We start from the raw sequence: 26,675 nt of genomic DNA, 5'->3' as shown, positions 1-26,675 counted from the left end.
CCTCCTAATTTCTTCATTATTATTTTATTATTTTTTATATTTTAATTTTTTTATTTCACAATTTTAATTTTTGACTTTGAATTAACAATCATAGCATTTGCTTCGTCTATATCAATGTGACATTCAAGTGCACAATCATCATTTGCTCTAATTGCTACATTGTTATAAATGCCACCTCTCAAACCATCAAATTGGATTGAAACTATCTGTCCATCTTGAACATCAAAATGCTTAGCATCTTGTGGTGTCATGTGAATATGCCTTTGTGCAACAATCAATCCTTCTTGAAGCTGTACTGAACCTTTTGGACCAATTAAAGTAATTCCAGGTGTTCCGCATAAATTTCCAGATAACCTTGTATGTGGTGCAACGCCAAGACTAAAACAATCTCCTGCTAACACTTCAACCTGTGTTTTACTTCTTATAGGTCCAAGTATTCTAACTTTTTCAATAGCACCCTTTGGACCACAAATTGTTAAAGTCTCCTTGCAGGCATACTGACCTGGCTGTGATAAATCTTTAATCTTTGTCATTTTATAATCTTCACCAAACAAAATATCTAAATCTTTTTTTGAAAGATGTATATGTCTATTTGAAATACCTACTGGAATTTCCCATGAATCTTTTTTCACTTCTCCATTAGCTAAATTAGCTTGTAAAGTTTCCAGCAGAAGTTTCAACATAGCTTCACATTCATCCATCTATGCTTCCCCCTTCATCACCTTAACTAACTTATTAATCATATCCAAAAGTTCTTCATTGTTAGCATTTTTAATATTATCAGTATTGATGCACTTTGATGCAGCTGCATACTGATCAGGACTCAAGCTTCCACATTGATTTTGTGTATGGTGACAATTATTTTCTGTTTTAATGCGATTAAAAGTTGGATCATTAGAAGCTAATGTTGCACAATCCTTTAAACCATAAGCAACTCTCTTGATGTTAATCAAGTGCATTGGGGTAACATTTTCAGAAACTGAACTACCTCCCCAAGTACCGCAACCTAGTGTAAATGATGGTATAAGTCCTGTACTTGCACCTGTTCCACCTTGGCTACCACCAGTATTAACTAAAATACGTGATGCTGGCTTTCTAGCGAATTTCATTACTATATCTCTATCTTCAGTATGAATACTCATTGTATGGCCTATTCCATTTTGAAGTAATTCAATACTTAATTCGCATGCTTCATGCCAATCTTTTACTGTATAGAATGCAAGTACTGTTGTAAGTTTTTCAAAAGATAATGGATAACCTTCACCAACACCCTTTTGTTCTCCTATAAGTACCTTTGTATCTTGTGGAATAGAAATTCCTGCTGAACTCGCTATAACTTGTGGAGATCTACCTACAAATTTAGCATTCATGCTGTACCCATTCTTAAACAACAGATTACAAACTTTATCTGTTTCTTCTGCTGTCATGAAATATCCGCCTTGTTTTTTTAATTCTGCAACTACTTCATCATGATTGCATTCTTCACATATAATAGATTGTTCTGATGCGCAGATTGTACCATTATCAAATGTTTTACTTGCAATAATATTTCTTATAGCTTGTTCAACATTAGCACTTCTTTCTATATATGCTGGAGAGTTTCCTGCCCCTACTCCAAGTGCTGGTTTTCCTGAACTATAAGCAGCTTTTACCATTCCTGGACCACCTGTTGCTATTATTATAGCAACTTCTTTACTCTTCATTAATTCATTTGTAGCTCCAATTGTTGGAGTAGAAACACAACCAATAATATTTTCTGGAGCTCCTGCCTCTATAGCTGCCTCATTCATCAATTTAGCTGCCTTTATTGTACATTCTGCTGCTGATGGATGTGGTGAAAATACTATTGCATTACGAGATTTTATAGCAATCATTGATTTAAAAATAGCTGTAGATGTTGGATTTGTTGAAGGTACTATTCCCATTACTAATCCGACTGGCTCAGCAAGTTCTATTAACTTATTAGTTTCATCTTCTTTTATAACACCAATAGTTTTCATATCTTTAATTGAATCATATAAGATAGTAGATGCCATATGATTCTTATAAGTTTTATCTTCAACCTTACCAAAACCTGTTTCTTCTACTGCCATTTGTGCTAAATTCACAGCATTTTCTTCTGCAACCTTAACCATGTTGCATAAAATTCTATCAATTTGTTCTTTAGTATAATCAGCAATTTTTTCTGCTGCAATTTTTCCTAAACGAGCAAGATTTCTTGCTTCTTGTATTGAACACAAATCTCTATCAAAATTCTCCATATCAAATTACTCCTTTTTTAACGTATTTGTGTATTAAAGTTACTCGTAATATGCTCTAAATTTTGTTATCAATAGCTTTTTACTTGCTTTAGAAATTTTTCCTTCTGTAACTTTAAAATCCTTGTATTGACGAGCTAATTCTCTAAGTTTTGCCACTTTAAGTTTAGATAGTGTCTTAATAGTTTTTTCTATTCCACTTTCATTTACTAAATTATCTACAGTAGCTTTTTGCAAATTATTTAAATCAATTTTTGAATCATTAGAATGTTCCTCTTGTAGATCCTTAGGCAATGAATCATCTATTGCTAAATTTATTTTTTCAGACTTAGTATCTATACAGTCAATATTTTCATCTATTTCTAAATTCGTTTCCTCAGAATCATTGATTATACAGTAAATAGTTTCTATTGTTTCTTCTTTTTCAGAAATTTCATTCTTAATAACCTCAACTTCAACACCCTCATTTAGGTTTTCACAAATCTCATTTTCAAGTTCAGACGAAACTTCTAACTTTTTTAAAGAACTTTTTATTCCAATTATATTATCTAATTCATCATGAGGACGAGGTATAACATGTTCTGAAATCAACAATTTACTATCTAGTTTTTTTACAGCTGCAACGCCAGCCTTTACAGCTGCTTTTACTGCACCTACATCTCCAGTTACTGCAATTGAAACAAGACCTCCACCTACATAAGTTTTCTCCAAAATGCTAACATCTGCTGACTTAAGCATTGTGTCTGCACCTTCAATAGCTGCCAATAATCCTCTTGTTTCTATTAACCCAAGTGCTTGCATAGTTTATCCTCCCTAAAGTTTGTTATAAGAGATCTGCCCAATTGGCAGGATATGTTGAATAAAATACCCTTGCCTTATCAGGTGAACCCCAAACTACCTTAGAACCTGATGGTACAAATAATACATCTCCTGGATATGCAGTAAATGTCTTACCGTTGATTTCAATTGTTAAGGTACCTTCGATAACATAATCAATTTCTTCATAAGTTAGCTCCCAATCAAATTTTGAATTTTCAATTACTAAAAATCCAGCACTCATTTTAGATTCATTTTTACTAACTAATTCTTGATAATAAGCTTTTGCATTTGGATTTCCTGTATCAAATACATCCATTTTAACTGTATTGCCTCTAACAACTTTCAATCCACCAGAATCACATTCTGAAACATATGGCATATCCTTATCTTTTTTTAAGCAATTAAGCATTTCCTGCAAGAGCCCCTTTTCCATCATAGACTTAAAGAAACTTAGAATCATTTCACTGTCCATTCCATCGGCACAAACTTTTGGAATTTCAGAATGTTGTACTTCACACTTAGGCACTTCTGTAGAAAATACTATACCATTAGCTTTTGCTAAATCCTTAGCCGACGGTGTTATAATCACATTATCATCAACATAGAATTTAGTTTCACCCTGTTTTATCAAGGCTTCAATATCTTTTACACAAATCAATTTTTTCATATCCTCACATCCTTTCATTATGATACTTCTATATAATTCTTAGTTCTAAAACTTGTTTAAAGTAAAGACTGTAGTAATCTATCAGATGGAGATGGTATAACCTCTGCATTAACTAATAGACCTTTTTCTTCTGCAATAGACTTTCCTGCATCAATACCAGCTTCAACTGCAGCTACATCACCGGTAAAAGTAAAGAATGATTTTCCTCCTAATCCAGTTCCAAGTCTTAGATCTAATGGTTCCAAATTAGCAGCTTTTAAAATAGCATCAGCAGCTATAACCATGGTTGCTAAAGAGAAAGACTCCATAATCCCTAATGCCTGTATGTTATCAGGCATTGTTGCACCAGTAATTGCTGGAAAAACTAAAGGATTAACATTAGGTATAATAATGGAATCAACCCAAAATTCTCCTGCTATTTTTTCTCCTACACTTACTGATTCTTTAACAGCTGCAACATCACCATTAACTATAGCAATATATTTCCCAGGGCAAACAGAATTAGCTGTAACTATTTCAACATCAGAAGTCTTTAACATTTGATCTGTTGCATAAATACCACGTGCAATACTTATAAATTCAACCATTCCTATTGCATTGGCCATATTAATCCCTCCTTATGGCTACGAAACCATCTTCATTTTTAATTACAGTTCCTGAAATACTTGCATGAATTGGAGCACCTAAACTGCCTTCTGGAATTTTACCAATTACTTCACCAATCTCAACATGTTGTCCTAGATGTACACAAGAAATTGAAGGGGCACCTACATGTTGTTGGGTTGCAATATATACTATTTCAGAATCTATTAAAACATCTGTCATAGGAGCTGGTTTATCAAAATCTCGTAAACCCAGCCTTGCTATAAGTCTTTTGCTTGGTACTAAACGATACTCTCTAGCTTGTCTTACTTCAAACTTATCTTGAACTGGCTTATATCTAATATTTTGTTCTGCCAGCTTTTGTTTAAAATATAGATTTGATGATTTAGGATATAGTCCTGCTGGACATGAGAATAGCTCACATAAATTACACTGACAACATAGTTGTGCAATTTTTTGTCCTTCCACATTATCCAAATTGTAAGACATAGCTCTCATCATCTTGTGTGGTTGTGTATTATGTCCAAGTAGAAAACGTGGACACATATCTGTGCACATACGACATTGCTCACAAGAAGATTTATTTATCTTTTTTGCCTGATTCATAGTAACAGATTTTTTACGAATTAGTGGATGATCATTTTTTAATATTACAAATCCTTTATTTTTCTTTGTAACATATCCATCTAGATTTTTCATAACTGGGCCCATCATAGGTCCACCATCAATGACTGAATAATCATGAAAATTTTCAATTCCACTAAGTTTTAATACATCTATAATAGGAATACCTACTGGAACTTTTACAGTTTTGCGATTAGGAATATCTCCTGCAATTGTAATATACTTTTCAGTAACTGATTTTCCTATAGAAGCATTATAAATATTTAGTGCCGTTTCACTATTAACTACTACACATCCAACTTGAATTGGTATACCAGTTTCTGGTACTACTCTACCTGTAAGTTCATAAACAAGTACCTGTTCATCTCCTGCAGGATAAATATCTGGAAGTTCTTTTACTTCAATTAAATCTCCTACTTGTAACTCATTAATTCTATTTCTTAAAATAGAAATTACCTCTTTATGTTTTCCTTTGATTCCTATAATGCCTTTCTTGGCATCAACTATACTTCTAGCAGTTTCAAAACCCTTTATTATCTCATCTGGAAATAATTCCATTAATTGTTGATCAACTCTTAAAAGTGGTTCACATTCTGCTCCATTAAGAAGTATATACTCAGCCTTTGATGCAAGTTTCGCATGTGTAGGGAAACCTGCTCCCCCAGCACCTATAACACCAGCATCCTTTACTATATCTAAAAGACTCATATTTATACCTCCTGAATCTATCCGAAATTACAATCTTCATCAATGATTCCAACAACAACTGCATCAACTGGAATATTATCATCGCCTAACATTCTACGAGCTGAAGAACCTGTACATACAATGACTCTGTCTCCTATACCTGCACTAATAATATCTGCTACTACTAGTCTTCTTCCTTCTCTTGTTCCTCCAATTTCCTCAGCTAACATAAATTTAAATCCATTAAGCAACTCTGTTTTTCTAGTTGCCCATACATTATCAATCAGTCTTGCTATTATCATAAAACTTTTCCTTCTTCCATCTTAAGTTTAATTTCCGTAATTGCAGATTCAACTGATGCTGTATCTCCGAAGATTCCAATTAAAACCATATGTTGAGGACAACAACCTCTAATATCTTCTACTGTAACTCCAACAGCTTTTTCAGCAATATCTGCTGCATAAATCATATCTATAATTCTGCCTTGCACAAGACCAACTGCATCAACCATATCTAAACCAGTTTTACATTTTGTATCCATGCGCCGTCTAAGAATATCTATAGTACTCTCAGAAGGTGATTTTATAATTCTAAAATCCACCTTTTAACACTCTCCTTATTCAATGATTTCTTTTGTGCAGCTAAGAGCTATCCCTAAGGGAGTAACGAACATAGGGTTGTGTGGTTTATGAGTATATATTCCTGTTTGTTTTTCAATAATTTTTTCTATACCTTCTAAGCAGCATGTACCACCTACTAAAGATATTTCTTTAACATCATGACCTTCTATATGTTTATTGATGATTGCTGAAACCTTCTCAACTACAGGCTTTAGTATAGGAAGTAATTCTTTGTGTTTTTTACTATCCCTTTTGTATTTATCAGCATCTCCAAAAGACATACCATATGCTCCTGAAATAACTAATGAAAAGTGAGTTCCACCGGTAGGTTCATCAGCAACATATACAACTTTTCCATTTTTCAAAATAGAAATACCTGTTGTTCCACCACCAATATCTACAACTGCACCATTTTCTATTTTAAGCACTGCATTTGCAGCTGTAGGTTCATCTAATAGACTTGTTAATTCAAATCCAGCAGCTTGTACTACATTCTTAATTGCCCCTGAATCCAAAGCATCTGTTCCTGGTGGAATTGCTGCTGCTGCATAAAGTAACTCTGTACCTAATTTTTCTTCAAGTTCCTGTTTCAATTCTCTAACAATTCTTACTGCTCCAATATAATCAACAATCATACCGTCACGGACTACATCTGCATATCTGTATACACCTGCAACTGGTTTATAGTTTTCATCTAAAACTGCTAATACTATACAGGCAGTTCCAAGATCAACGCCTGTGTAATATGTAGATGTTTCACTTACAATGGTTTTATTTATAACTTCTTCAAAATCATGAACAAGATTATCACAGTATTCAAAATTTATGCTTTTCTCTGACATTTTCCTCCTCCAATAGTTAGACAAATCATTTGAGATAATGAATTAATAATTGAATTAATATTTTTTATAATTTGATTTCCTACGTTATTATGGTCTCCATATACTTCAAACACAATTGGTCCTATTTCACGAGTAGCACAACGTAGTGCATTTAACTTTAAAATTTCGTTGCTTTTTTCAAGTTGCATATGAAATTCTGTTATTTCAAAACAATCATCAATATCATCACAAAAATTCTCTGAATTTATTCCAGTACATTCTTTATGACAAGGTTTTTCAATTGTACTTTTTCCTTCTATAAAATTTCTAATGTTTGAAATTCTTTTTTCTAAATTAATAATACTTTGTGCTAAAATAATATCTTCCTTTATAATTTCACTACTAGTAACAAGGAATAATGCCTCTATAGATTTTAGTTTGAAGCAAATCTTCTTATTAAAATTTTTATTTTCCCCTGACAATGCTTCTGATTGCTTTACTATAGGAATTTTATTATTTTTGCAAGAAGCATCATCCCACATCTTTATACCTTTATCTGACAGATATTGTCTTGCTCCAGGCGTAAGACGCTCTCCTTGATCTAATTCGTAAACACTAAAAGGTTCTTTCTTATATAAAGCTCGCAAATACTCTTCAGTAATAAATTTCATCATTGCCCCCTTTACTTTTACCTTTTTTCAAATAAATATTTTTTTAAAGCATCAATACCTGTTTCATTTGGAAAACTAACATGAAAATACGGTTCTAATACTCCTATCATTTTTAGCTGCCTTAAACATAACTTTTCATTTTCAGGCATCAAGTCGCTTTTTGTTATTACGCCAATTACAGGACATCTAAATGATTTTGCAAAGCCATGAGAATATACTTCTGTGCATCTAGATTGATCTACTAAAATCAAAATATGAGATGCATCCTGAGAAGTTGCAATTATGTGTTTATACATCCAAGCATTTTCTATATAAGAACCAGGAACATCTATAGTATTTTTACCATAAATAATATCCTGTGTTCTCCTTAATTGCCCATTATAGTCATTTAACGCATTAACTAATGTAGTTTTGCCACAACGTGAAGGACCTATCACCATTATTCTCTTCTTTCTCATGTTCTTGTAATGGGAGCTTGAGTAAATCCAAGCAAGTTTTTCAACGTATCATTTACTGCATTTAGTGCCGTTTCAACACTTTCTACATCACCATTTATAACTACTGATCCTGTAAAACGATCTAAAAATCCAATTTCAACATCTGAAGCCTTTGCTGCAATATCAGCTGCAATAATAGCTGTTTCAAAAGGAGTCAAAGTTAAAATTCCTATAGCTCCCTTTTCATCAATTCCTAGACGTTCATATATATCAGGCATTGGTGATGCAATAACATGAGCTATTGTAATTTGCTTCCCAGGTACTGACTCTTGTATAACACGCTCAATATTTCTTTCACGAAATTCTCCCATAACCCTTACCTTCCATTTTATTATCTATTTAAAAATTCTTTAGTGACGAATCACTTTAACTGTTAAATCATATTTTTTAATCCAGCTTTCAATTTTATCTAAATCTTCATTATTTAAGCTTGGATCTCCTTCAATAGGATATTCAATTCCTAGTTGCTTATATTTATTTACTCCCATCTTATGATAAGGAAGCAAATCAATGCCTTTGAAGTTCTTATAATCTTTAAACTGAATTAAAAATTTCATAACATTTTCAATATCTTCATTACTATCGTTTACTCCTTTTAATAAAGGCATTCGAATCTTAACATTATATTTACGACGAATAAGTTCTTTTAAATTCTCTAAGATTTGTTCATTTCTCACTCCCGTTAACTGGAAGTGCCTGTCAGAATCAATATGCTTTATATCAAATAGGAACAAATCTGTGAACTCAGCAACCTTTAGCACTGATTCTAGCTTTGCATAACCACAAGTTTCAATTGCAGTGTTTATTCCTTCTTGTTTACATGCCATAAGCAGATTGCAAGCTGCTTCTGGTTGCATTAAAACTTCACCACCACCTAATGTAACACCGCCACCGGAAATATCATAAAATGCTCTATCTTCTTCTATAATCTCTAAAAGTTCAGAAATAGTCTTTACCTGTCCTACTATAGACAATGAAGATTCAAGACAAGCATCAACACATTTTCCACATCCAAGACAATCAATATTATGGTTCACTTCATGCTTTAAACTTTCCTTTGAAATAGTATGTATTCCGACTGGACAAGCATCAACACAAGCACCACAATTAACACATGAATTACTTTTAAACATTACCCTATATTTTTTTATCATTCCTTCAGGATTAGCACACCACTTACAACGTAAAGGGCATCCTTGAAAAAATATAAGCGTTCTTATTCCTGGTCCATCATACATATTGTATTTTTGTATATTAAAAATTGTTGCTTTTCGTTCAATCATTCCTAAATTCATATTCCCCATAGTATTCAATCTCCAGTTTTATTTATCTTGATTTTAAATAATATTTTAAATGTTTCTTGCACACTAACATGAGTTAAATCATGTTAGTGACAAGTTTTATAAAAATTAATTTAGTGTCAAAATATACTTCTTTACTATCTGTAATTTGTAAAACAATTTACAGGATTTTAAAAGTGTGTAAGCATAGTTCTACTAATAATTTCATCTTGAACATCTTTGCATAATTCAACGAAGAATGCACTGTATCCAGCAACACGGACAATTAAATCACGATATTGTTCTGGATGTTTTTGTGCTTCAATTAACGTATTATTATCTAGATAGTTAAACTGAACTTCACCAAGACCAAGAACACATGCACTACGTAATAAAGTAATAATGCCCTCTTCTCCTTCTTTGGTATCTAATAATCCAGATATAAGCTTAAAGTTATGAACCATACCTATATTCATACTGTCACAAGACATTTTAGAAACTGATTTTATAATTGCAGTAGGGCCCTTATAATCAGATCCTTGTGATGGACTTATACCATCAGATAACGGCATCCATGCTCTACGTCCGTTTGCTGTTGCTCCAGTTAACTGACCAAATGGAGTGTTATTAGATATTGATAAAGTACCATGACTAAGTACTGAATATAATGTCTTGAATTTACGATGTTCTAGTTCTGTAAAATTTATTAAATCAGCAGCAATATAATCTGCATAATCATCATCATTACCGTATTTAGGTGCCTCTAAACAATCTTTTCTAAGTTTTTCATATCCAACAAAATCAGCTTTTAATGCTTCATTTAATTCTTGCAATGTATATTTCTTTTCTTCAAACACTAACTTCTTAATAGCTGCCATAGAGTCTGTATACGTTGCAAGTCCACTCCATACTACTCCTGGTCCAAAGTTGTACATAGCTCCACCAGCTTCAACACCCTTACCTTTATCCATACAACCTTCATACATAATAGACATAAGAGGTTTTGGTGCAAGTTCTTTATGAACACGTTGTGAAATTACTGTAGCAACACTTGTCCACTTAGTAATGTATTTTATTTGTTCCTTAACAGCATTTTCAAATTCCTCATAATTTTTAAAATTATTTATATCTCCCATATTAGGACAAACTTGTTTGCCATACCAAAGAGGAATGCCTTTGTTAAGTACAAGTTCTATACATATAGGCCATTGAGTATATGCTGTAGATGTCCATTGATACAATCTTCCTGATTTCTGAGGTTCAACACATCCCATTAAGCAGTAATCTCTTGCATCTTCGATAGAAACACCTTTAGCAAGCATCATCTTTATATGAACATCATCAAAGTGACAAGCAGGGAAACCCATACCTGCACGAATTACATCCACAATTTTCTTAAGATACTTTTGTGGTGATTGGTTATGAATACGACAAGCCAATGATGGCTGATAAATTTTAACATGACGAACTGCATCCATAAGTAGATAAGTCAATTCATTTGTAGCATCGCGTCCTTGTCTATCAACACCACCAACACACATATTAACAAATGGTTGGTAGCCTGCAAAGAATTTAGAACCACCTTCACTTGTAATCCACATCATTTCAGACATTTTAATAAGCATACATCCTGATAATTCAAATGCCTCAAAATCATTCATACGACCACTTTCAATATCGTTTTTATAATATTCATACATGTATTGGTCAACACGTCCTATAGACATTCCTGTTTGATTTTCTTCAACCACTAATAAAGATTCAATGGTCCAAACAGCTTGTATTGCTTCCCAGAATGTACTTGGTTTATGTGCTGGTACTCTTGCATTAATTTCAGATATTTTTTGTAATTCTGCCTTACGCTTAGGATTTGTTTCTTTTTCAGCTAATTCAGCAGCATATTTAGATAAACGCTTAGCATAAATCATAACACCTTCAGTAGTATCAATAATTGCTTTATAGAAATAGATTTTTTCAATATCTTGAGGATTTTCATAATCAAGTTTTTCAAGATGTTCTTTTGCTTCTAATTGAATATCTAACATACCCTTTTTCATTAGAATTACATCATATCCTGGATTTGAATCTCCGCCACCATTAATAGCATGGTAAGAACAATCTGAAACAAATGATTCTCCTGAAAGTTCCCAAACCCCTGCTTCACGATATTGATTTTCACAGTATTCATCAACAGACTTACCTGCCCAATATGGGAACAGTTCTTCACGCATGATTTTCTTGTCTTCTTCAGAAATATAAAATGGATCTTGAGCTCTTGTACCTATAGTATCTATTTCATCAACCATCCATCTCCATGCAATATCTGGAGAAAAAGCTCCTGCACGAGGTGCACCACAAGGAGCTCCTACAATCAATTCATTATCTTGAATTACTAATGGTGCAGTTTCACAGCAATATTTGAAACATTTAGCACGTAGTAAAATCTTAGGCATACCAGGATTTTCTTTAGCTATTTTAGTAATTGCCCTAGCACGATAAGTAGTTATTGATGGAACATGTTTTAAATAATTCTCTTTTAATTTTACTAAACGTTCTGTTATTCCATCTGGGATTTTATCACCTTCAGTACATACTACATGCTCTAAAACAGGTTCTTCTTTTATAATTTCTTTTGAAACACCCTCAAATATCTTCATTAAACATTCACGTTCTTCAGCAGACATGTTTTGAGTGGCTTCTACAAATTTGTTTGAAAATTCACGAATATCCAATTCCTTACCTCTCATTCTTTAAATATATTTCAGACACATAGTCCGATTGTAGTTTATTTTAAATCTTTAATAACTTCTTTTAAAATATTCTGTAGAAATTCTACGTTATCTATATCACGTACTTCTGACTTTTTCTCAATGTTTTCAGATGAACTTTTTTCTGATAATACTGAATCAACAATCTCATTTGTTTTACGCACTCCATAACCAACCTTACGAATATAGATTAAGTTCATTGGAGAAACGTTATCAGATGTCATACCATGACCTGCTGATCCACTTCCTAATGTCATTGAAGGAAACAAATTAGTTGTTGCTCCCATACTTCCAAAAGAACCTGGTGTATTTACAAGTACTCTACCAACTGGTTTTTTTAAAGCAAATTGATGAATCACATCTTCATCTTTTGAATGGATTATTAGTGTATGTCCATGTCTTTCACTAAGTAACAATTCAATACACTTTTCACAAGCATGCATCCAATCATCCTCAATGTAGTAAGATAGAACCGGACAAAGCTTTTCTCTAGAATAAGGATTACTTTGTGAGACATATTTTTGCTCAGAAATCAAAACCTTTACATCATTTGATACAACAAACCCTGCTCTTTTAGCTAAGTATTGAGGTGATTTACCAACCACTTCAAAATCAACACTTCCATCCATGTGATAAAAAATCGTTCCAAGCTTTTCAGACTCATTTGCATCCATAAAGTAAGCACCATTTTTTTGTAACTCCTTTTTCACTTCAGATGCAATTGGGCTATCTACAACAATTGACTGTTCAGCTGCAGAAACAACACCATTATCAAATGCCTTGCTATCAATAATATCTTTTACAGCTTGTCTTATATCAGCTGTACGTTCTATGAAAGCTGGACCATTGCCTGTACCACCATAAATTACTGGCTTACCTGATTTATATGATTCCTTTAGTAAACTTGGAACGCCTGTATTCATTATTAAAGAAGTATCTCTATGATTCATTAATTCAGCTGTTCCACTAGGCGTTACATTATGGAGATATGCAAGTGCTCCTTCTGGTAAACCATATCCTTCGGCAGCTCTAATTAAAATATCTAGAGTTTTACTCATAGTATTTTTTGCTCTTGGATGAGGAGAAAATATAATAGCATTTCCTGATTTAATTGCGATTAATGCTTTATATATTGTAGTAGAGACAGGACTAGTTGATGGACAAAATGCGATGATTACACCCATAGGCACACCTACATCCATAGTCTTATTCTCTTTATCTTGATTAATGATACCTACACATTTCATTCCTTTGAGTCTATTAAACAAATACTTGCAAACAAAACGATTTTTTATACATTTATCTTCCCATTTACCGTAATCTGTTTCATCATTGGACATCTTAGCAAGTTCTGAAATATGCTTTTTAATTTCCTCTATCATCCGTTCAACAATCTCATCAAGCTTTTCCTGTGAGAATGTGGCTAATTTTCTTTGTGCTTCTCGAGCATTTTCAACAAGAATTCGTGATTCTTGTATGGAGAGTAAATCATTATCAATAGTACTCATTTTCTTCTCTCCTTTTTGTTAAAAATATTTTTTAATTCCCACATATTCTACTCAATATGCATACGTCTTCACCTTTATGGAAGTAAATTTTCAATCTTATAACGTGCAATAATTTTTTCAAGATCCTGATGTGGACTTGCAATAACAACTGAGCTGTAAATATTTCCATTTTCCATATCTTGAACAGCTTTTACGCCAGCTTCTACTGCTGCTTTACAGGCTCCTACATCTCCACGAACTAATACAGAAATGTAACCTGATGCAACATTTTCATAGCCTATAAGTTCAACATCTGCTGCCTTACACATGGCATCAGCTGCTTCTAAAACAAAAACTAGACCAAAAGTTTCAATTAATCCTAAAGCTTGATATCTCGCCATCTCTATATCCTCTCTCTTCCTTGTTTTTATAAATCAACATCATGTACAGAAACAATATCTCCAACTTCTCTAATAGGACGTGGCATGACATTTTTTGCTGTTAATTTACCTATAGCAGCAGCAGCTTCAGCACCCGCTTCTACGGCTGATGTAACTGCAGCCACATCACCTTTAATCATGATTGTAACAAGGGTTGATCCTACATTTTCATATGAAATCAACTCCACATTTGCAGCCTTTAACATTTTGTCTGCTGCTTCAATTGCTGGAACCATTCCTATTGTTTCTACAAGACCTAAAGCTTCTTCACCATAATATCTCATTTAGAATACATCCTTTCCTTGTTATTAGTCTTTAATATATTTATTAATTGTTTCTGCTCCTTCTTCATGTGCATGATAATAAACCCTTAATTCACTACTCTTGTCCAAGTCAAATCTTGTTTCTTCAAGAAGTCCATTAGCTTCAGCTGTCATTAATGCTGTTATTACATCCTTTTTATTAAGAGCTTTGAAATTACCATATTGATTCTTTAAAGCTTCTATTACATCATCAGCACAAGCTTCTTTAACTTTAGTGAAGTGTTTTAAAATTGCATAATTAAGTGGCTTCATTACTTAACATCCCCCTTTTTTCTAAATAAATCCATTGGATTCATAGCGATTGTTAAGATTCCAAATATCATTAATATAGCAGAAATCCAAGCGATAGGAGGTAATGCCCAACCGTCCATTTTAGCGAATACACCAAGTACTATCCAACAACAGAATGGACCCCAGAATGAGTAAGTACCATTACAAGCCATACCAAGAGCAGCACCACACATACTATTTCCATTGTACCAACACATATAAGAAACAAATGCACAAAGCCCACTTACAGCAAAACAAATCATAGCAGGACCACTTGTAAATGCTTGGCGAACTAAATTACCCGAAAAACCAACACTTCCACCAAAAACAATACCAAATATAGGTACTAAAATTATTAAGTTTGAAAGACCTGATATTGCTTGACGTATAGTAATACCAATCTCCGAGTCAATCATAGATGTACCATAACCAGCTACGCATCCTTCAAATCCCCATCCTAGAGCAGCGATAAATGCTATACAAATACCTAAAAACATTCCTTCTGGTGCATCTCCACCAATGCTTGTACTACCAATCATAAAACTAGATAAAACACAAATAGCTATACCAAGCATCATACGTTTGTTTAATTCTTGTTTGAATAAAACTCTACCTAGAATAGCTCCAATAGCTGGACAAAGAGCAGTAATAGGAATAACAATTGAGCCTGCCATTTGAAGACCAACAACATAAGCTGTACTTGCAATAGGACCACCTATAAGAGCAGCTAAAATCATTACTCCACCTGGCTTAGTTTTAAGACATCTAAAGAAATCTCCAATTTTTCCTTTCACTGTTGCATAAAGTATAGCCCAAACGGCACTACATGTATCATTTACCGCGCTCCCAAGTGCACCTAGTAAATAAGTAATAACAAGTATTGATAAACCTGCTGTATTTTCTCCATACCAATCGGCCCAAACCCCTCTACTCATACCCAGTGTCAAAAATGATGAATAGAAACCATACATAACACCTGAGAATAAAGCGATTGAAATACCTTTTTTAAGAAAATTAGATGATAACTTCTTTTTAGCAGCAATTGCCGACAAGTTATCCGCATTTGACATCTCACTCATAAATTAAAACCCCTTTCATTCATAAACATTAATATATTAGTAAATAAAAATTTATAATGACTATATTTGAATTTGATTAAGAAACAAATATAATTATGTAAAGGCTTAATTATATTCTTTAAAACTCTATGCAAATATAGTCTAATAGGATTTGTAATTGTTATAATTTCATTATTGATATCTTATTTAAATTTGAAATTATCGAATAACTTTTTCATTTTTTATATCTTCGTAGGTATTTTATTATTAATTAAATTATAGTCCTTTCCCCTTAGGGGAAAGTCAATACAATATTTCACACATAAATTCAAAATTCAATTCTAAACCTTAAATTTCTAAAAATTATAATCATATTTTACATTACTTAATAAATCAGAAGTTACCTCTAACACTATATAATCAATATTTTAAAGTAAATAAACCCAATACTTCTTTTATAATCTTCTATATAAATATTCCCTAATAAAGTTTAAAAACAAGAATTCTTTTAGATAATACTATAAGAATTCTTGTTTTTAACATCACTATATCTAAATTATACGTTCCCCTTAGGGTAACGTTTTCATGTTAATATCATTTCTTTTTTCTATTAATTTTAACCATTATTTCTGTTACAAAGTTATCAATATTTTTAGTTGTCCAATAATCTGTAACATACCTTTCATATGACTTCTCTTCACATTTATAGCCATTCTTATCAGTCCAATCTTTTATCTTTTTATATGCTTCATTAATAGTTTCATGAGTGCCTATATGATAACATGAGGCTACCATAAACCCTCCAAAACCAATAGTCTCATTATCTTTGCACTTTAGAATTGTTTCTTGCATTATCTTCATTTTATTGCATGTACCATTAATTTTTTCCTCAAAAGAAGGAAATTCTATTACTACAGGACCTGTTATAGCATTATTTATACTTTCTATGTAATTAGTAAACTCTATATTTATTATAGAATCCATATAGTCATAATCAAAATCTTGATTTAAGTAAACCATTGTACGAGCATCAACATATTTTACAGATACATCTCTAATATCATTTTCTATTACCATCTGTGCTTCAAGTATAAGATCATACCAATCTTTTATTGATTTAAGTTTCAAATTCACCTCATTTTCTACTTCTTTAAGTTCATCAATTTTTTGACTGAAACTTTTTGCAAAAATTGAATAATTCTTACCTTCTAGCAATTCCTTCATTTCTTCGAGTTTAAATCCACTCTGTTTGTAATATTTTATCATTGGTACAGATAGTAATGTTTTTTTACTATAATATCTATAACCATTTTCAGCAGATACCTTATCGGGGCTTAATATTCCCTTTTTGTCATAATATCTAAGCGTTTTTTTAGATAAATTACACATTTTCTCAACTCTGCCTATACAATACAATTCATTTTCTCTCATAAAATACCCACCCTTATTTTTATATCTAAATTTAGCTATAATGTAATTAAGTACAAGCCTTTCTATATACCATTTTACATAATTGTAAAATGGTTTTCAATAAGTAAATTTATTACACAATTATTTTTTTATTATTTTTAAACATATTTAATTTTTTAAGTTAATGCTGCGCTCTCTTTTTTGTCTATAAATTAAATTATTTAACTTCTTTAAAATTCTGACTTAGACTCTCTATATAGATTTAATATTTTAGAGATATATAGTTTCCTAAAGAATAAAAAACCACCTGCTTCCAGGTGGTTTTAGTTAAATTAGTTGGTTCCTATAACCTTATTTAAAACATTTAATAAATCTTCTTTTGTTACTTCCCTTGGATTCGCTGTTGTACAAATATCCTTCATAGCCGCATTTAATATATCTTCCTTAACTTCATCTATTAGAGTTAAATCAGCTCCCTGTTCCTTTAATGTAGTAGGGATCATTAATTTTTTTTGTAACTCAACAATATGTCTAATTAAATTATTAACTCCAATATTTATTGTAGATGAATGAAGATTCAATATTTTTGCAATTCTTTGATACTTTTTAGCTGCTATTTCATATTCTTTATTGTAAACGTTATTATTAAGTTTAGCATTATATTCTATTACATAAGGCAGTATTATTGCATTGCTTCTTCCATGAGATATATGTAGTTTACCACCTATTGCATGTGCTAAACTATGGGTAATACCAAGTCCTGCTGAATTAAACGCCATACCAGCTAAGCAAGATGCATTATGAATTTTTTCCCTTGCTAAAAGGTTACCTCCATTGGAAAAAGCCTCTGGTAGAAATCTAAAAGCTAAAGAAATTGCTTTTTCTGCCAAAGCGTCTGAAAAATCATTAGCATTTCTTGAAACATAAGCTTCGATAGCATGGGTAATTACATCCATCCCTGTATCTGCTGTAATGGCTGGTGGTACAGAGGTTACAAGCTCTGGATCAAGTATTGCTACCATTGGAAGAAGTCCTTTATCTGCTAATGCATATTTTAACCCTTCTTGTTTATTAGTTATTACTGCATACTCAGTAACTTCAGATCCTGTACCACTTGTGGTAGGTATAGCAAAACAATCTTCTATTTCAAAATCTAATCCTAAAATTTGTTTTGAATATTCTCTTATTGCTTTAGCTGCATCAATTGATGATCCACCACCAAGAGCGATTACAATTTGTGCATTACAATTTTTTAATGTTTGAATACCCGCAGCAATAATTTCTACTGGAGGATCAGGTACTATCTCACTAAACACTGTTACCTGACAGTCAACTAACTTTTCTTGTATTTTTTCAGCCATTCCTGAAGATTCTATAAATTTATCACATACAATCAGTACTCTTTTATTTTTTATTTCACTTAATCTACTTAAAGAGCCTTCTCCAAAATACACATTTGTGCTAATACTAAATTCTTTCATATACACACTCTCCTAATTTTTAAGTTTATAAAATATGAATGATTTAGTTATTCTTTAATTTACAGTTTAATGACTAGACTACAATGTTAAAATTATAACAATTTCAAAAACAAATACCTATTGCTACATTGTACCACGCTAAAATGATAATAGGCAACATATTATTAATATATAATACTTCAGAAAAATCTTCAAATCCACCTAATTTTGTGTCCAATTTAGATATATTATTGCCTAATTCTTTCTTTAGATATTCACCAAATTCCTCAGATATTTTTTAACTCTCCATTTTCATTGGATTACCTTGTTATTTAGATTATCCAACCTTACAAACTTAATAGCCATTCCATTATCTAATACTAAAATAAATATTTCTTCAAGTGATTCAAGTTCATCCTCCTTAAATTTGTAAGCCTTATATGTATTAATTAATTCATTAATTCCTTGTTCTGTTTTACAAAACTCATCAAGTTCACTGCTTTTTTCATATAGAATTAACGCTTTATTAATTGTATTCATATTCTTTTCTTCAATAAAAACTACTTTTCTTGTTTCTTTATTTTCCTGCTTAAATTTTTTAAACCTCTCATCACCTATACTTTTTAATAATGATTTTTTATTTTTGGTATGACCTTCCTTTACTAATTTAGGTCTCTCTCGATACTTCCTATACAATTCTTTCGAACTAACTATACCACCCTTACTGTATAAATATTTAAGTAACTCTAATTCATTTTTATTTAACTCAATAAATCTATATCCTGGAACATTTCCCCCTAACTCTTTTAAAATATGGTATTGACCGTCTATATATTTTGCTAATATCCAATTATTTTGTATTTCTTCTTCTGTATCAACTAAAAGACAATGCTTATTTCCATGAGATACAAAATTCCAATGATCTGATATTCTTAAACTCCCTTCCGGTTTATAATCCCAAGAAACTCCTGGTACATTATAATAACTTAAACTATATGGACTTCTATTAATATATTCAAACTTATTAATTTCATCTAATACTTCCTTTGGTGTTACCTTTGCACTTTGTGGTAATAATAATTTTTTCATAACTCTTCTCCTAACTACTTTATCCAATTGCTATAATAAATCTAATAATGATTTTATGTAAATAGTATGTGTATGTTTAAACTTAAAATTACCCTATATACCTTTTAATTTTTTATAATAGTAAAGAGACCTGGTATACCAAGCCTCTTTACTATTTATCTGTTATTTAGTTTTATTTGACTATGTTTCAAAATAGTGTTGATATTGTAGTATAATGGCGAAATGGCATTGGAATTTGCTTTTTTTATTTTAGAAATATTTTTCCTCTATTTTTAAATCTGTAAATAATACTTTATAGTCATTATCAATAGGACTACAACAATATATTCCGCATTTAACCATTTTTTCTTCACTATGAAGGTGACAAATTCTTAGTTGTCTCCATCCTCTATTTAAAACATTAACTTCTATTTTATAGTCTTTTCCTTCTCTACTAATTCTAAATTCAGCCTCATTTACTTGTGTATTTAATTCTTCAGTAGACCAGTCTGAATATCCTAAATTTGTTACAACAGCACCCAACTTTGGTGGATTACCTAATTCATATTCAATAGAAGTTTTTAGCCAATTATCCTCATCTATTCTTACTACTAATCCACATTGATCAAATTGATGAACCGGATCAAACTTAACCTTTGTTGTCATTATAAAATCTTTTTCAGTTTCTATATATAACATATGAGCATTATCATTTCTAAAACCATAATGAGTTCTTTGCCAAAAATCCGTTATTTTATCGGTTTCTACATAAACTCCATTTTTTCTAAATTCCCATATTGATGGTTCATATAACCATTTCATCTTTTTTACTGATTCAGTATTATTTAATAAGCCAACAAAAACTTCTGGATCATTTTCTAATACTTTATCATTTGGGATTATTATATCTACATTATTTTTGGGATTATCTATTGAAAAATGTTGTCTTTGAAGCCACATAAAATACTCTTCATATAATTCTTTTTTATCTTCACTACTTCTTTCTATTGATGATGTAAAAGTACAATCTAACCATACCTTTATATCAAAATTAATGTTTACTGTATTTTTAAATAATAATAATCCTTCAATTATAACTATATCACTTTCTTCACAACACTCTTCAATTTTACTTTTTACACTACAAAAATCATAGGCATTTTCATAATAAAACTTACATGGATTCTTATCCTTAAGAGACTCTTTAAATACATCTTTATTTTCTTCTAAAGAGATTACAGAAACATCATAATTAGGTTTATAAAATTTCTTTATCTTATTAGCAAAAGTAGTCTTACCACTCAAACTTATACCACTTATTCCAATTATTACTTTACTATTTTCTTTTATTTTTTTATTTATTAAAGAATATAATTCTTCATTTAATATCTTCTCTTTTTCATTCATTATAATATCTCCTCAAATTTGTACTTTTATTTCTGTAAAAATTTACACTTATTGTTATTATATTTAATAAAATAGATATTCACTTGCACTAATTTGATAATAAATAACACAAAACTGACTTTATCAATTCTCTTTCTTTTTTATCTATCCATATATCACTACCATTTTGAAAGTCAATAATTTAAATACCGCTTCTACTATTTTATCAAATACATTAGCAATATCCATTGCAAGTTTTAATGAGGTGAAATATATTAATACATTGTTATAAATTCATCTGTTGCTTCAACTTTAATCCCTAAGTTATGTACACTATAAAGATTTATAAATTCATCATTTTAAATCTATTACTTAAAATCTACATTTATATCACCATTATTACTAAAAAGTTTATTAATACTAATACTATTTATAGTGAAATTTGTATTACTTGATTTCACATCTATAGTATCTAAATCTACTTCACTAGGAACATACACCTTAATATAACTAGGTATATATATTGCCTATACCAAAATGTATATTATTCATTATACCTTGTAAATTATCTTGTTTTATTACTAGCTTTCCATCTTTGATTAAATAATTAACATTATTTTCACCTTTACCATATTCTATTTCAATTCCATATTAATTGCTTTTTTTATCTCCCCATATACTAATATCTTTATAGTAATTTATTCCTTGATTTTTCATTCTCTCTCCTTGTTTTTCCAACCTTACTTTGTATTTATCCCAATTTCTATTTTCTTTTGGTGTCCATCCTATTTCGGCATAGCCTAGCAACCTTGGATATATCATATAGTCCATAGCTTTTGTATCAGAAATTGTCTCTGTCCACAGTGGTGCTTCTATGCCTAAAACTAATTCCTTTGGAGCATAATCAGTAGGGTCCCATTTATATGCAGTTTCTACTGGAATGTAACCTGCCCATGTTAATCCATATGGTGTACTTTCATTATATTTCATATCTAAATAAGCTTTTTGTGCAATTGAAATAATCATTTTCATTTCTTTTTTTCTAGCTGCTTCATTTGAATCTTTCCAATTTTGTAATATTACACTTGAATTTATTTCTGGAGATGTATCAATAGGATCCCAGCCTATTGAAGTTTTCCCATACTTCTCAACAATTTTAGATACTCTACCTACAAAATAATCATAATCTTCTTTTTTAGTACTGTAAGCTTCATCTCCACCTATATGAATATATTTTGAAGGAGATATTTCTGAAACTTCCTTTATAACATCTTCAATAAATTTATATGTCTCTTCATTATGAGTCATTAAAGAACTACATCCTACATCTATTTCTGTACATAAAGGTTTCCTTTTACCATCTTTATTTAGAAATCCATAAGAAGCTAGTGCAGCATTACTATGACCTGGCATATCAAACTCAGGAATTATTTCTACATATCTTTCTGCTGCATATTTAACTACATCTTTAAATTCTTCTTGTGTATAATATCCTCCTTTTCCTCCACCAACTTCTGTACTTCCACCTATTGTAGTTAAGTCAGGGTATTTTTTTATTTCTAAACGCCATCCTTGATCATCACTGAGATGTAAATGAACCCTATTTATTTTGTATTGAGCTGCATGATCTATCTGACGTTTAACTTCATCTATAGTAAAAAAGTGTCTAGCCACATCAATCATTAATCCTCTGTAATTATATTCAGGCTTATCATTTATTATTGAAACTGCAATATTCCATTCTACATCAGTAACTACAGTATTTTTTTCAATATCTGGTGGCAATAATTGTCTTAATGTTTGAACTCCTCTGGAAATACCTTCTGGCTTATACGCTATAATTTTAACGTTTTTAGGTGTACTTACTATTTTATAACCTTCATTGCCTTGATTTTCTTCTGATCCTATAGTAGTTAAATAAATACTACCTGCTTTGCCCTCTTTTCCCTTAATAATATTTAATTCAAATCCAGTTGAAGCCTTTAATTTGCCTTTTATAAATTCTGCAATTTTACTAATCTCCTCTGTTTCTTCTTTCGTATTTCCATTTACATAAATTGAAGTATCTTTTGTAAGTATAAAATTACCTTCACCATTTTTATAACTTAGAGGCTTTGGAATAATATCATTATTACTATTTTCTGCTGCAAAAGTTACTTTTGATTCATTATCGCCTTTAATAATCATTCCAATAGAAACAATTACTAATATTAGCATTATTATTGATATAAACTTCCAATGCTTATTAGATGTATTCCTCATTAGCTTACCATCCTTAAATATTTTAAAATATATAAATTCTAATATGTTTTTTATATCTATTTATTATTCTTTAACCATTCAAATGCACTGTGTGCATAAACTGCTGCACCTATTTGTAAACATTCTTCATTAAATATAACTTTTGGATTGTGTTGACCATACTTAAATCCTTCTTGTTCACTGCCACCGCCTAAAATGACCATGGTTCCATGTACTTTGTCTAATACTTGAGAGAAGTCTTCAGAACCACCTAAATTTATATCTATTTTAGATATATTATTGCCTAATTCTTTTTTTAAGTATTCAGCAAATTCCTCTGATATTTTAGGTTCACAATATAAAGCTGGTGTAGAAGCAATAATCTCTAGTTTAGCTTCTGCCCTAAAAGTTTTAGCAATAAATTCCACCACTTCATTCAATCTTTCAAGTAATTTTTCTCTATTTTTCTTTGAAAAACTTCTCATAGTACCAGTTAGAGTAGCTTCTTCTGGTATGATATTAGCACTATCTCCTGAATTAAATGTTCCAATAGTAATTACAGCCGTATCGTTTGGATCACTTTCTCTACTTATTAATTCCTGTAATGCTAGATGTATATGTACTCCTACATTTATAGGGTCTATTGTTTGATTTGGCATAGCCCCATGTCCGCCTTGCCCTTTAATAAAAATCTTAAAAATATCTGAAGAAGCTGCACAATATCCTGTACCATATGCTAAATGTCCCGTTGGCATAATTTTAGATAATATATGCATTCCAAATGCACTATCTACTTTAGGATTTTCTAATACTCCTGCATCTATCATTGCTTTTGCCCCTCCCAGACCTTCTTCGTCTGGCTGAAACATAAGTTTAACTGTTCCTTCTAGTTCATCTTCTTTTTCTTTCAATAACTTAGCAGCACCTAATAACATTGCTGTATGGGTGTCATGACCACAAGTATGAGCACATTGTGTCTTTGAAGAAAATTCTAATCCACTTTCTTCTTTCATTGGTAAAGCATCCATATCAGCTCTTAACAATATTACTTTCCCTTTTCTTTTTCCTCCTATTGTTGCCACTATTCCACTCTTGCATATTTCTTCTGGCCTACATCCTATTTCTTTAAGTTTTTCTATTACATATTTTTTTGTTATAGGTAACTCATTTCCAACCTCTGCATTTTCATGTAGAAATATTCTATTTTTTATAATTTCTCCTTGAATTTCCTTGGCTCTTTCAAAAAATCTGCACATATTTATACTCCTCTACTACTTCATTATTTAAAAATTCAATCTTATTATATGTATTTTTATAATAAACTATATTAGTTTCTAATACTTTCTATAAATAAACCCCCTGATAACATTACTAAAGTATTATCATGGGGTTTAAAGTTTCCACTTAGCATATAATTTATATAAATAAGTTTTATTAAAAAATCTATTTATTATATACCTTTAAATATATTCTATATTATTTTCTTCACACCAATTAACAGCCAATTGATATTCTGCATTTTCTCTATAATCATACCAATCACCAAGACGTTCATTATTTTCAATATATTCTCTTAATTTACGTAATGAATATTCTTCTTGTAATTCTTCTAAATTCTTATCTTTAAAGTTTTCATCACCTAAAGACTTGCAAAAATCTATCATCATACTATATTCATTTATCTCATCTTTATTTGGTAATTGAATATAATCTTCAAAATTTTCCTTTAAATCATGTAAACAAAGTATTAATTCTCTTTCCCACTCTTCAAAATTTTCAATATTATTAATATCCTCTGCTTTATAATTTGAAGTACTCTCATCTTCTAAATATATAATTATACCTGTTTTTTTATTGTAATAATGACTTAGTAATTCTCCTTCAAATTCTATTGCCTCTATTACATCACTTAAATTTACTTGCATACTTTACCTCTTCACTTGCATTATATTTTTAATTGATACATTCACATAAAAATAATTATATTTTTTTATTTATCTTAATCTTTGTATTTAACCTATTGTCAATCCAGTTTTTATAGCTATTGACTTATTGTCTAATACATCTAATAAATTTTTAGCTAATATTTATAATTATAGACTATAACTTAAATTCATAAAACACTTATTACACTTTTCTTTGTAATTCATAACATTTATTTCTATTTAATTTCAATTATCAATATAAAAGAGGGCTGTATCAATAAAATTTGATACAGACCCTCAATTAAATCTATTTAAGCATATTTTTCATTTCATTATTAAGAATATTATAAATAGCTTTTGCAACACCTAAATTATCATTGCTATCTGTTATATACTTAGCTATCTCTTTAACTTCTGGTATTGCATTTTTCATAGCAACACTTTCTTCAAATATTTCAAACATTGAGTAATCATTAAAACTATCTCCAAGAATCATAACTTCCTTTGTATCTATATTCATTTTTTTAGCTACTTGTTCTAATATGATCCCTTTTTGAGCATTTAAATCCGTTATTTCTATGTTATCATGAAATGATGAAGATATTGCGAGTCCTTCAAGTTCTCCTATAATCCTCTTCATTTTATTTATTAATTCTATATCTTTGTGAAATGCTACAAATTTTCTTACTTCTATGTTATCTTCAAAGAATTTTTCTACATCATCAATATATTTTAAACTTGTGAAAAAACCTTCTTTCTCTGACATTTTTCTAGCTTCATCTTCTGTTAAATTCGGATTAAAAGTCATAGTTCTAAACACAACTTCTTGAAGTGCTTCTTCTCTTGTTGATGTAGTGAATACACCTTTATCAGTAAATATACGAGCTGGTAATTTGTTTTCATCTAATATCTTTATTATTTGTTTTGCATATTCTTCGTTTATGTTTATTACTTCTAAAATTTTTCCTTCTTCATCTCTATATTCTGCTCCATTAGAAAGAATGCATTGACATTTTATATTATGTTTATCTAATATATATTTAACGCTATCATATTCTCTACCTGTAGATATTGTGAATATTATTCCAGCTTCTTCTGCTTTTCTAATTGCTTCAACTGTTTCTACATCTATATCATGGTTATTATTTAATAAAGTACCATCCATATCTGACGCTATAAGTTTTATCATTAGAATCACTCCATTCCTAATATAATTTATTGTCTTTAATATATAGTATCATGTATTTTACATAAAATTATATACTAATTTTAATTTTTATTGTTATGTCAAA

General features: G+C 30.6%; 28 protein-coding genes. All 28 read right to left on the bottom strand.

The features are described 5' to 3' along the window. Positions 1 to 50: 50 nt before the first annotated feature. Positions 51 to 701: a phosphate propanoyltransferase gene (locus tag RYM86_RS08580; RefSeq protein WP_252213616.1), complete on the bottom strand. Its 651-nt coding sequence runs from the start codon at positions 699 to 701 to the stop codon at positions 51 to 53. Further along, entirely contained in the window at positions 702 to 2,261 is a 1,560-nt protein-coding gene (locus tag RYM86_RS08575; protein ID WP_315079595.1) for an acetaldehyde dehydrogenase (acetylating), read from the bottom strand. Positions 2,262 to 2,300: 39 nt separating this feature from the next. After that, positions 2,301 to 3,059 (bottom strand): BMC domain-containing protein, encoded by a 759-nt coding sequence (locus RYM86_RS08570; protein WP_315079593.1) that lies wholly within the window; start codon positions 3,057 to 3,059, stop codon positions 2,301 to 2,303. 22 nt (positions 3,060 to 3,081) lie between these two features. Further along, on the bottom strand, positions 3,082 to 3,744 hold the full coding sequence (locus tag RYM86_RS08565) for a cupin domain-containing protein (RefSeq protein ID WP_315079592.1): 663 nt from the start codon (positions 3,742 to 3,744) through the stop codon (positions 3,082 to 3,084). Between the two features lie 56 nt (positions 3,745 to 3,800). Then, positions 3,801 to 4,349 carry a BMC domain-containing protein gene (locus RYM86_RS08560; RefSeq protein ID WP_315079590.1) on the bottom strand — a complete coding sequence of 183 codons (549 nt, stop codon included), beginning with the start codon at positions 4,347 to 4,349 and terminating at the stop codon, positions 3,801 to 3,803. 1 nt (position 4,350) lies between these two features. Continuing rightward, positions 4,351 to 5,679, bottom strand: a complete 1,329-nt coding sequence (locus RYM86_RS08555; RefSeq protein ID WP_315079588.1) for a 4Fe-4S dicluster domain-containing protein — start codon at positions 5,677 to 5,679, stop codon at positions 4,351 to 4,353. A gap of 17 nt (positions 5,680 to 5,696) precedes the next feature. Beyond that, on the bottom strand, positions 5,697 to 5,960 hold the full coding sequence (locus RYM86_RS08550; protein WP_315079587.1) for a EutN/CcmL family microcompartment protein: 264 nt from the start codon (positions 5,958 to 5,960) through the stop codon (positions 5,697 to 5,699). Beyond that, positions 5,957 to 6,259 (bottom strand): BMC domain-containing protein, encoded by a 303-nt coding sequence (locus tag RYM86_RS08545; RefSeq protein ID WP_315079584.1) that lies wholly within the window; start codon positions 6,257 to 6,259, stop codon positions 5,957 to 5,959. The genes RYM86_RS08550 and RYM86_RS08545 overlap by 4 nt, the downstream gene beginning before the upstream one ends. A 15-nt stretch (positions 6,260 to 6,274) precedes the next feature. Further along, positions 6,275 to 7,120 (bottom strand): ethanolamine utilization protein EutJ, encoded by an 846-nt coding sequence (gene eutJ / locus RYM86_RS08540; protein WP_315079582.1) that lies wholly within the window; start codon positions 7,118 to 7,120, stop codon positions 6,275 to 6,277. Further along, on the bottom strand, positions 7,102 to 7,773 hold the full coding sequence (locus RYM86_RS08535) for a cobalamin adenosyltransferase (RefSeq protein ID WP_315079579.1): 672 nt from the start codon (positions 7,771 to 7,773) through the stop codon (positions 7,102 to 7,104). Before RYM86_RS08535 ends, eutJ begins: the two co-directional genes overlap by 19 nt. 14 nt (positions 7,774 to 7,787) lie before the next feature. Continuing rightward, positions 7,788 to 8,228, bottom strand: coding sequence for a EutP/PduV family microcompartment system protein (locus tag RYM86_RS08530; RefSeq protein WP_315079577.1), 441 nt, complete (start codon positions 8,226 to 8,228; stop codon positions 7,788 to 7,790). Continuing rightward, positions 8,225 to 8,578 carry a BMC domain-containing protein gene (locus RYM86_RS08525; protein WP_315079576.1) on the bottom strand — a complete coding sequence of 118 codons (354 nt, stop codon included), beginning with the start codon at positions 8,576 to 8,578 and terminating at the stop codon, positions 8,225 to 8,227. The genes RYM86_RS08530 and RYM86_RS08525 overlap by 4 nt, the downstream gene beginning before the upstream one ends. 39 nt (positions 8,579 to 8,617) lie before the next feature. Further along, positions 8,618 to 9,571: a choline TMA-lyase-activating enzyme gene (gene cutD / locus RYM86_RS08520; protein WP_315079575.1), complete on the bottom strand. Its 954-nt coding sequence runs from the start codon at positions 9,569 to 9,571 to the stop codon at positions 8,618 to 8,620. Between the two features lie 167 nt (positions 9,572 to 9,738). Then, positions 9,739 to 12,279 carry a choline trimethylamine-lyase gene (gene cutC / locus RYM86_RS08515; protein WP_315079573.1) on the bottom strand — a complete coding sequence of 847 codons (2,541 nt, stop codon included), beginning with the start codon at positions 12,277 to 12,279 and terminating at the stop codon, positions 9,739 to 9,741. 53 nt (positions 12,280 to 12,332) lie between these two features. Next, positions 12,333 to 13,823, bottom strand: coding sequence for an aldehyde dehydrogenase family protein (locus RYM86_RS08510; RefSeq protein WP_315079571.1), 1,491 nt, complete (start codon positions 13,821 to 13,823; stop codon positions 12,333 to 12,335). Between the two features lie 74 nt (positions 13,824 to 13,897). Continuing rightward, the gene (locus tag RYM86_RS08505; RefSeq protein ID WP_017353937.1) at positions 13,898 to 14,203 is read right to left on the bottom strand and encodes a BMC domain-containing protein; all 306 of its coding nucleotides are present in this window, start codon (positions 14,201 to 14,203) and stop codon (positions 13,898 to 13,900) included. Between the two features lie 26 nt (positions 14,204 to 14,229). Further along, positions 14,230 to 14,526: a BMC domain-containing protein gene (locus tag RYM86_RS08500; RefSeq protein WP_315079567.1), complete on the bottom strand. Its 297-nt coding sequence runs from the start codon at positions 14,524 to 14,526 to the stop codon at positions 14,230 to 14,232. 24 nt (positions 14,527 to 14,550) lie between these two features. Further along, positions 14,551 to 14,817 (bottom strand): hypothetical protein, encoded by a 267-nt coding sequence (locus RYM86_RS08495; RefSeq protein WP_315079565.1) that lies wholly within the window; start codon positions 14,815 to 14,817, stop codon positions 14,551 to 14,553. Further along, complete coding sequence (locus tag RYM86_RS08490) at positions 14,817 to 15,914, bottom strand: hypothetical protein (protein ID WP_315079563.1); 1,098 nt, start codon at positions 15,912 to 15,914, stop codon at positions 14,817 to 14,819. Before RYM86_RS08490 ends, RYM86_RS08495 begins: the two co-directional genes overlap by 1 nt. Positions 15,915 to 16,487: 573 nt before the next feature. Then, on the bottom strand, positions 16,488 to 17,324 hold the full coding sequence (locus RYM86_RS08485) for a MerR family transcriptional regulator (RefSeq protein WP_315079561.1): 837 nt from the start codon (positions 17,322 to 17,324) through the stop codon (positions 16,488 to 16,490). A 311-nt stretch (positions 17,325 to 17,635) separates the two neighbouring features. After that, positions 17,636 to 18,784: a 1-propanol dehydrogenase PduQ gene (locus RYM86_RS08480; RefSeq protein ID WP_315079559.1), complete on the bottom strand. Its 1,149-nt coding sequence runs from the start codon at positions 18,782 to 18,784 to the stop codon at positions 17,636 to 17,638. Between the two features lie 291 nt (positions 18,785 to 19,075). Next, on the bottom strand, positions 19,076 to 19,852 hold the full coding sequence (locus RYM86_RS08475; RefSeq protein ID WP_315079557.1) for a hypothetical protein: 777 nt from the start codon (positions 19,850 to 19,852) through the stop codon (positions 19,076 to 19,078). A 249-nt stretch (positions 19,853 to 20,101) separates the two neighbouring features. Further along, on the bottom strand, positions 20,102 to 21,238 hold the full coding sequence (locus RYM86_RS08470; protein ID WP_315079556.1) for a DUF1349 domain-containing protein: 1,137 nt from the start codon (positions 21,236 to 21,238) through the stop codon (positions 20,102 to 20,104). Positions 21,239 to 21,585: 347 nt separating this feature from the next. Beyond that, on the bottom strand, positions 21,586 to 21,717 hold the full coding sequence (locus RYM86_RS08465; protein WP_315079554.1) for a hypothetical protein: 132 nt from the start codon (positions 21,715 to 21,717) through the stop codon (positions 21,586 to 21,588). A 151-nt stretch (positions 21,718 to 21,868) separates the two neighbouring features. Further along, complete coding sequence (locus RYM86_RS08460) at positions 21,869 to 23,479, bottom strand: family 20 glycosylhydrolase (protein ID WP_315079552.1); 1,611 nt, start codon at positions 23,477 to 23,479, stop codon at positions 21,869 to 21,871. Positions 23,480 to 23,535: 56 nt separating this feature from the next. Beyond that, positions 23,536 to 24,714, bottom strand: coding sequence for a M20 family metallopeptidase (locus RYM86_RS08455; protein ID WP_315079549.1), 1,179 nt, complete (start codon positions 24,712 to 24,714; stop codon positions 23,536 to 23,538). A gap of 204 nt (positions 24,715 to 24,918) precedes the next feature. Then, positions 24,919 to 25,383, bottom strand: a complete 465-nt coding sequence (locus RYM86_RS08450) for a UPF0158 family protein (protein ID WP_315079548.1) — start codon at positions 25,381 to 25,383, stop codon at positions 24,919 to 24,921. Positions 25,384 to 25,690: 307 nt separating this feature from the next. After that, a complete protein-coding gene (locus RYM86_RS08445; protein ID WP_315079547.1) occupies positions 25,691 to 26,572 on the bottom strand; it encodes a Cof-type HAD-IIB family hydrolase in 882 nt (293 codons plus the stop codon). Positions 26,573 to 26,675 lie beyond the last annotated feature (103 nt).

The sequence above is a fragment of the uncultured Clostridium sp. genome (assembly GCF_963527835.1).
In the GTDB taxonomy this organism is placed as follows: domain Bacteria; phylum Bacillota; class Clostridia; order Clostridiales; family Clostridiaceae; genus Clostridium.
Note: the sequence above shows the minus strand (reverse complement) of the source record. Positions and strands in the feature narration are given on the sequence as shown.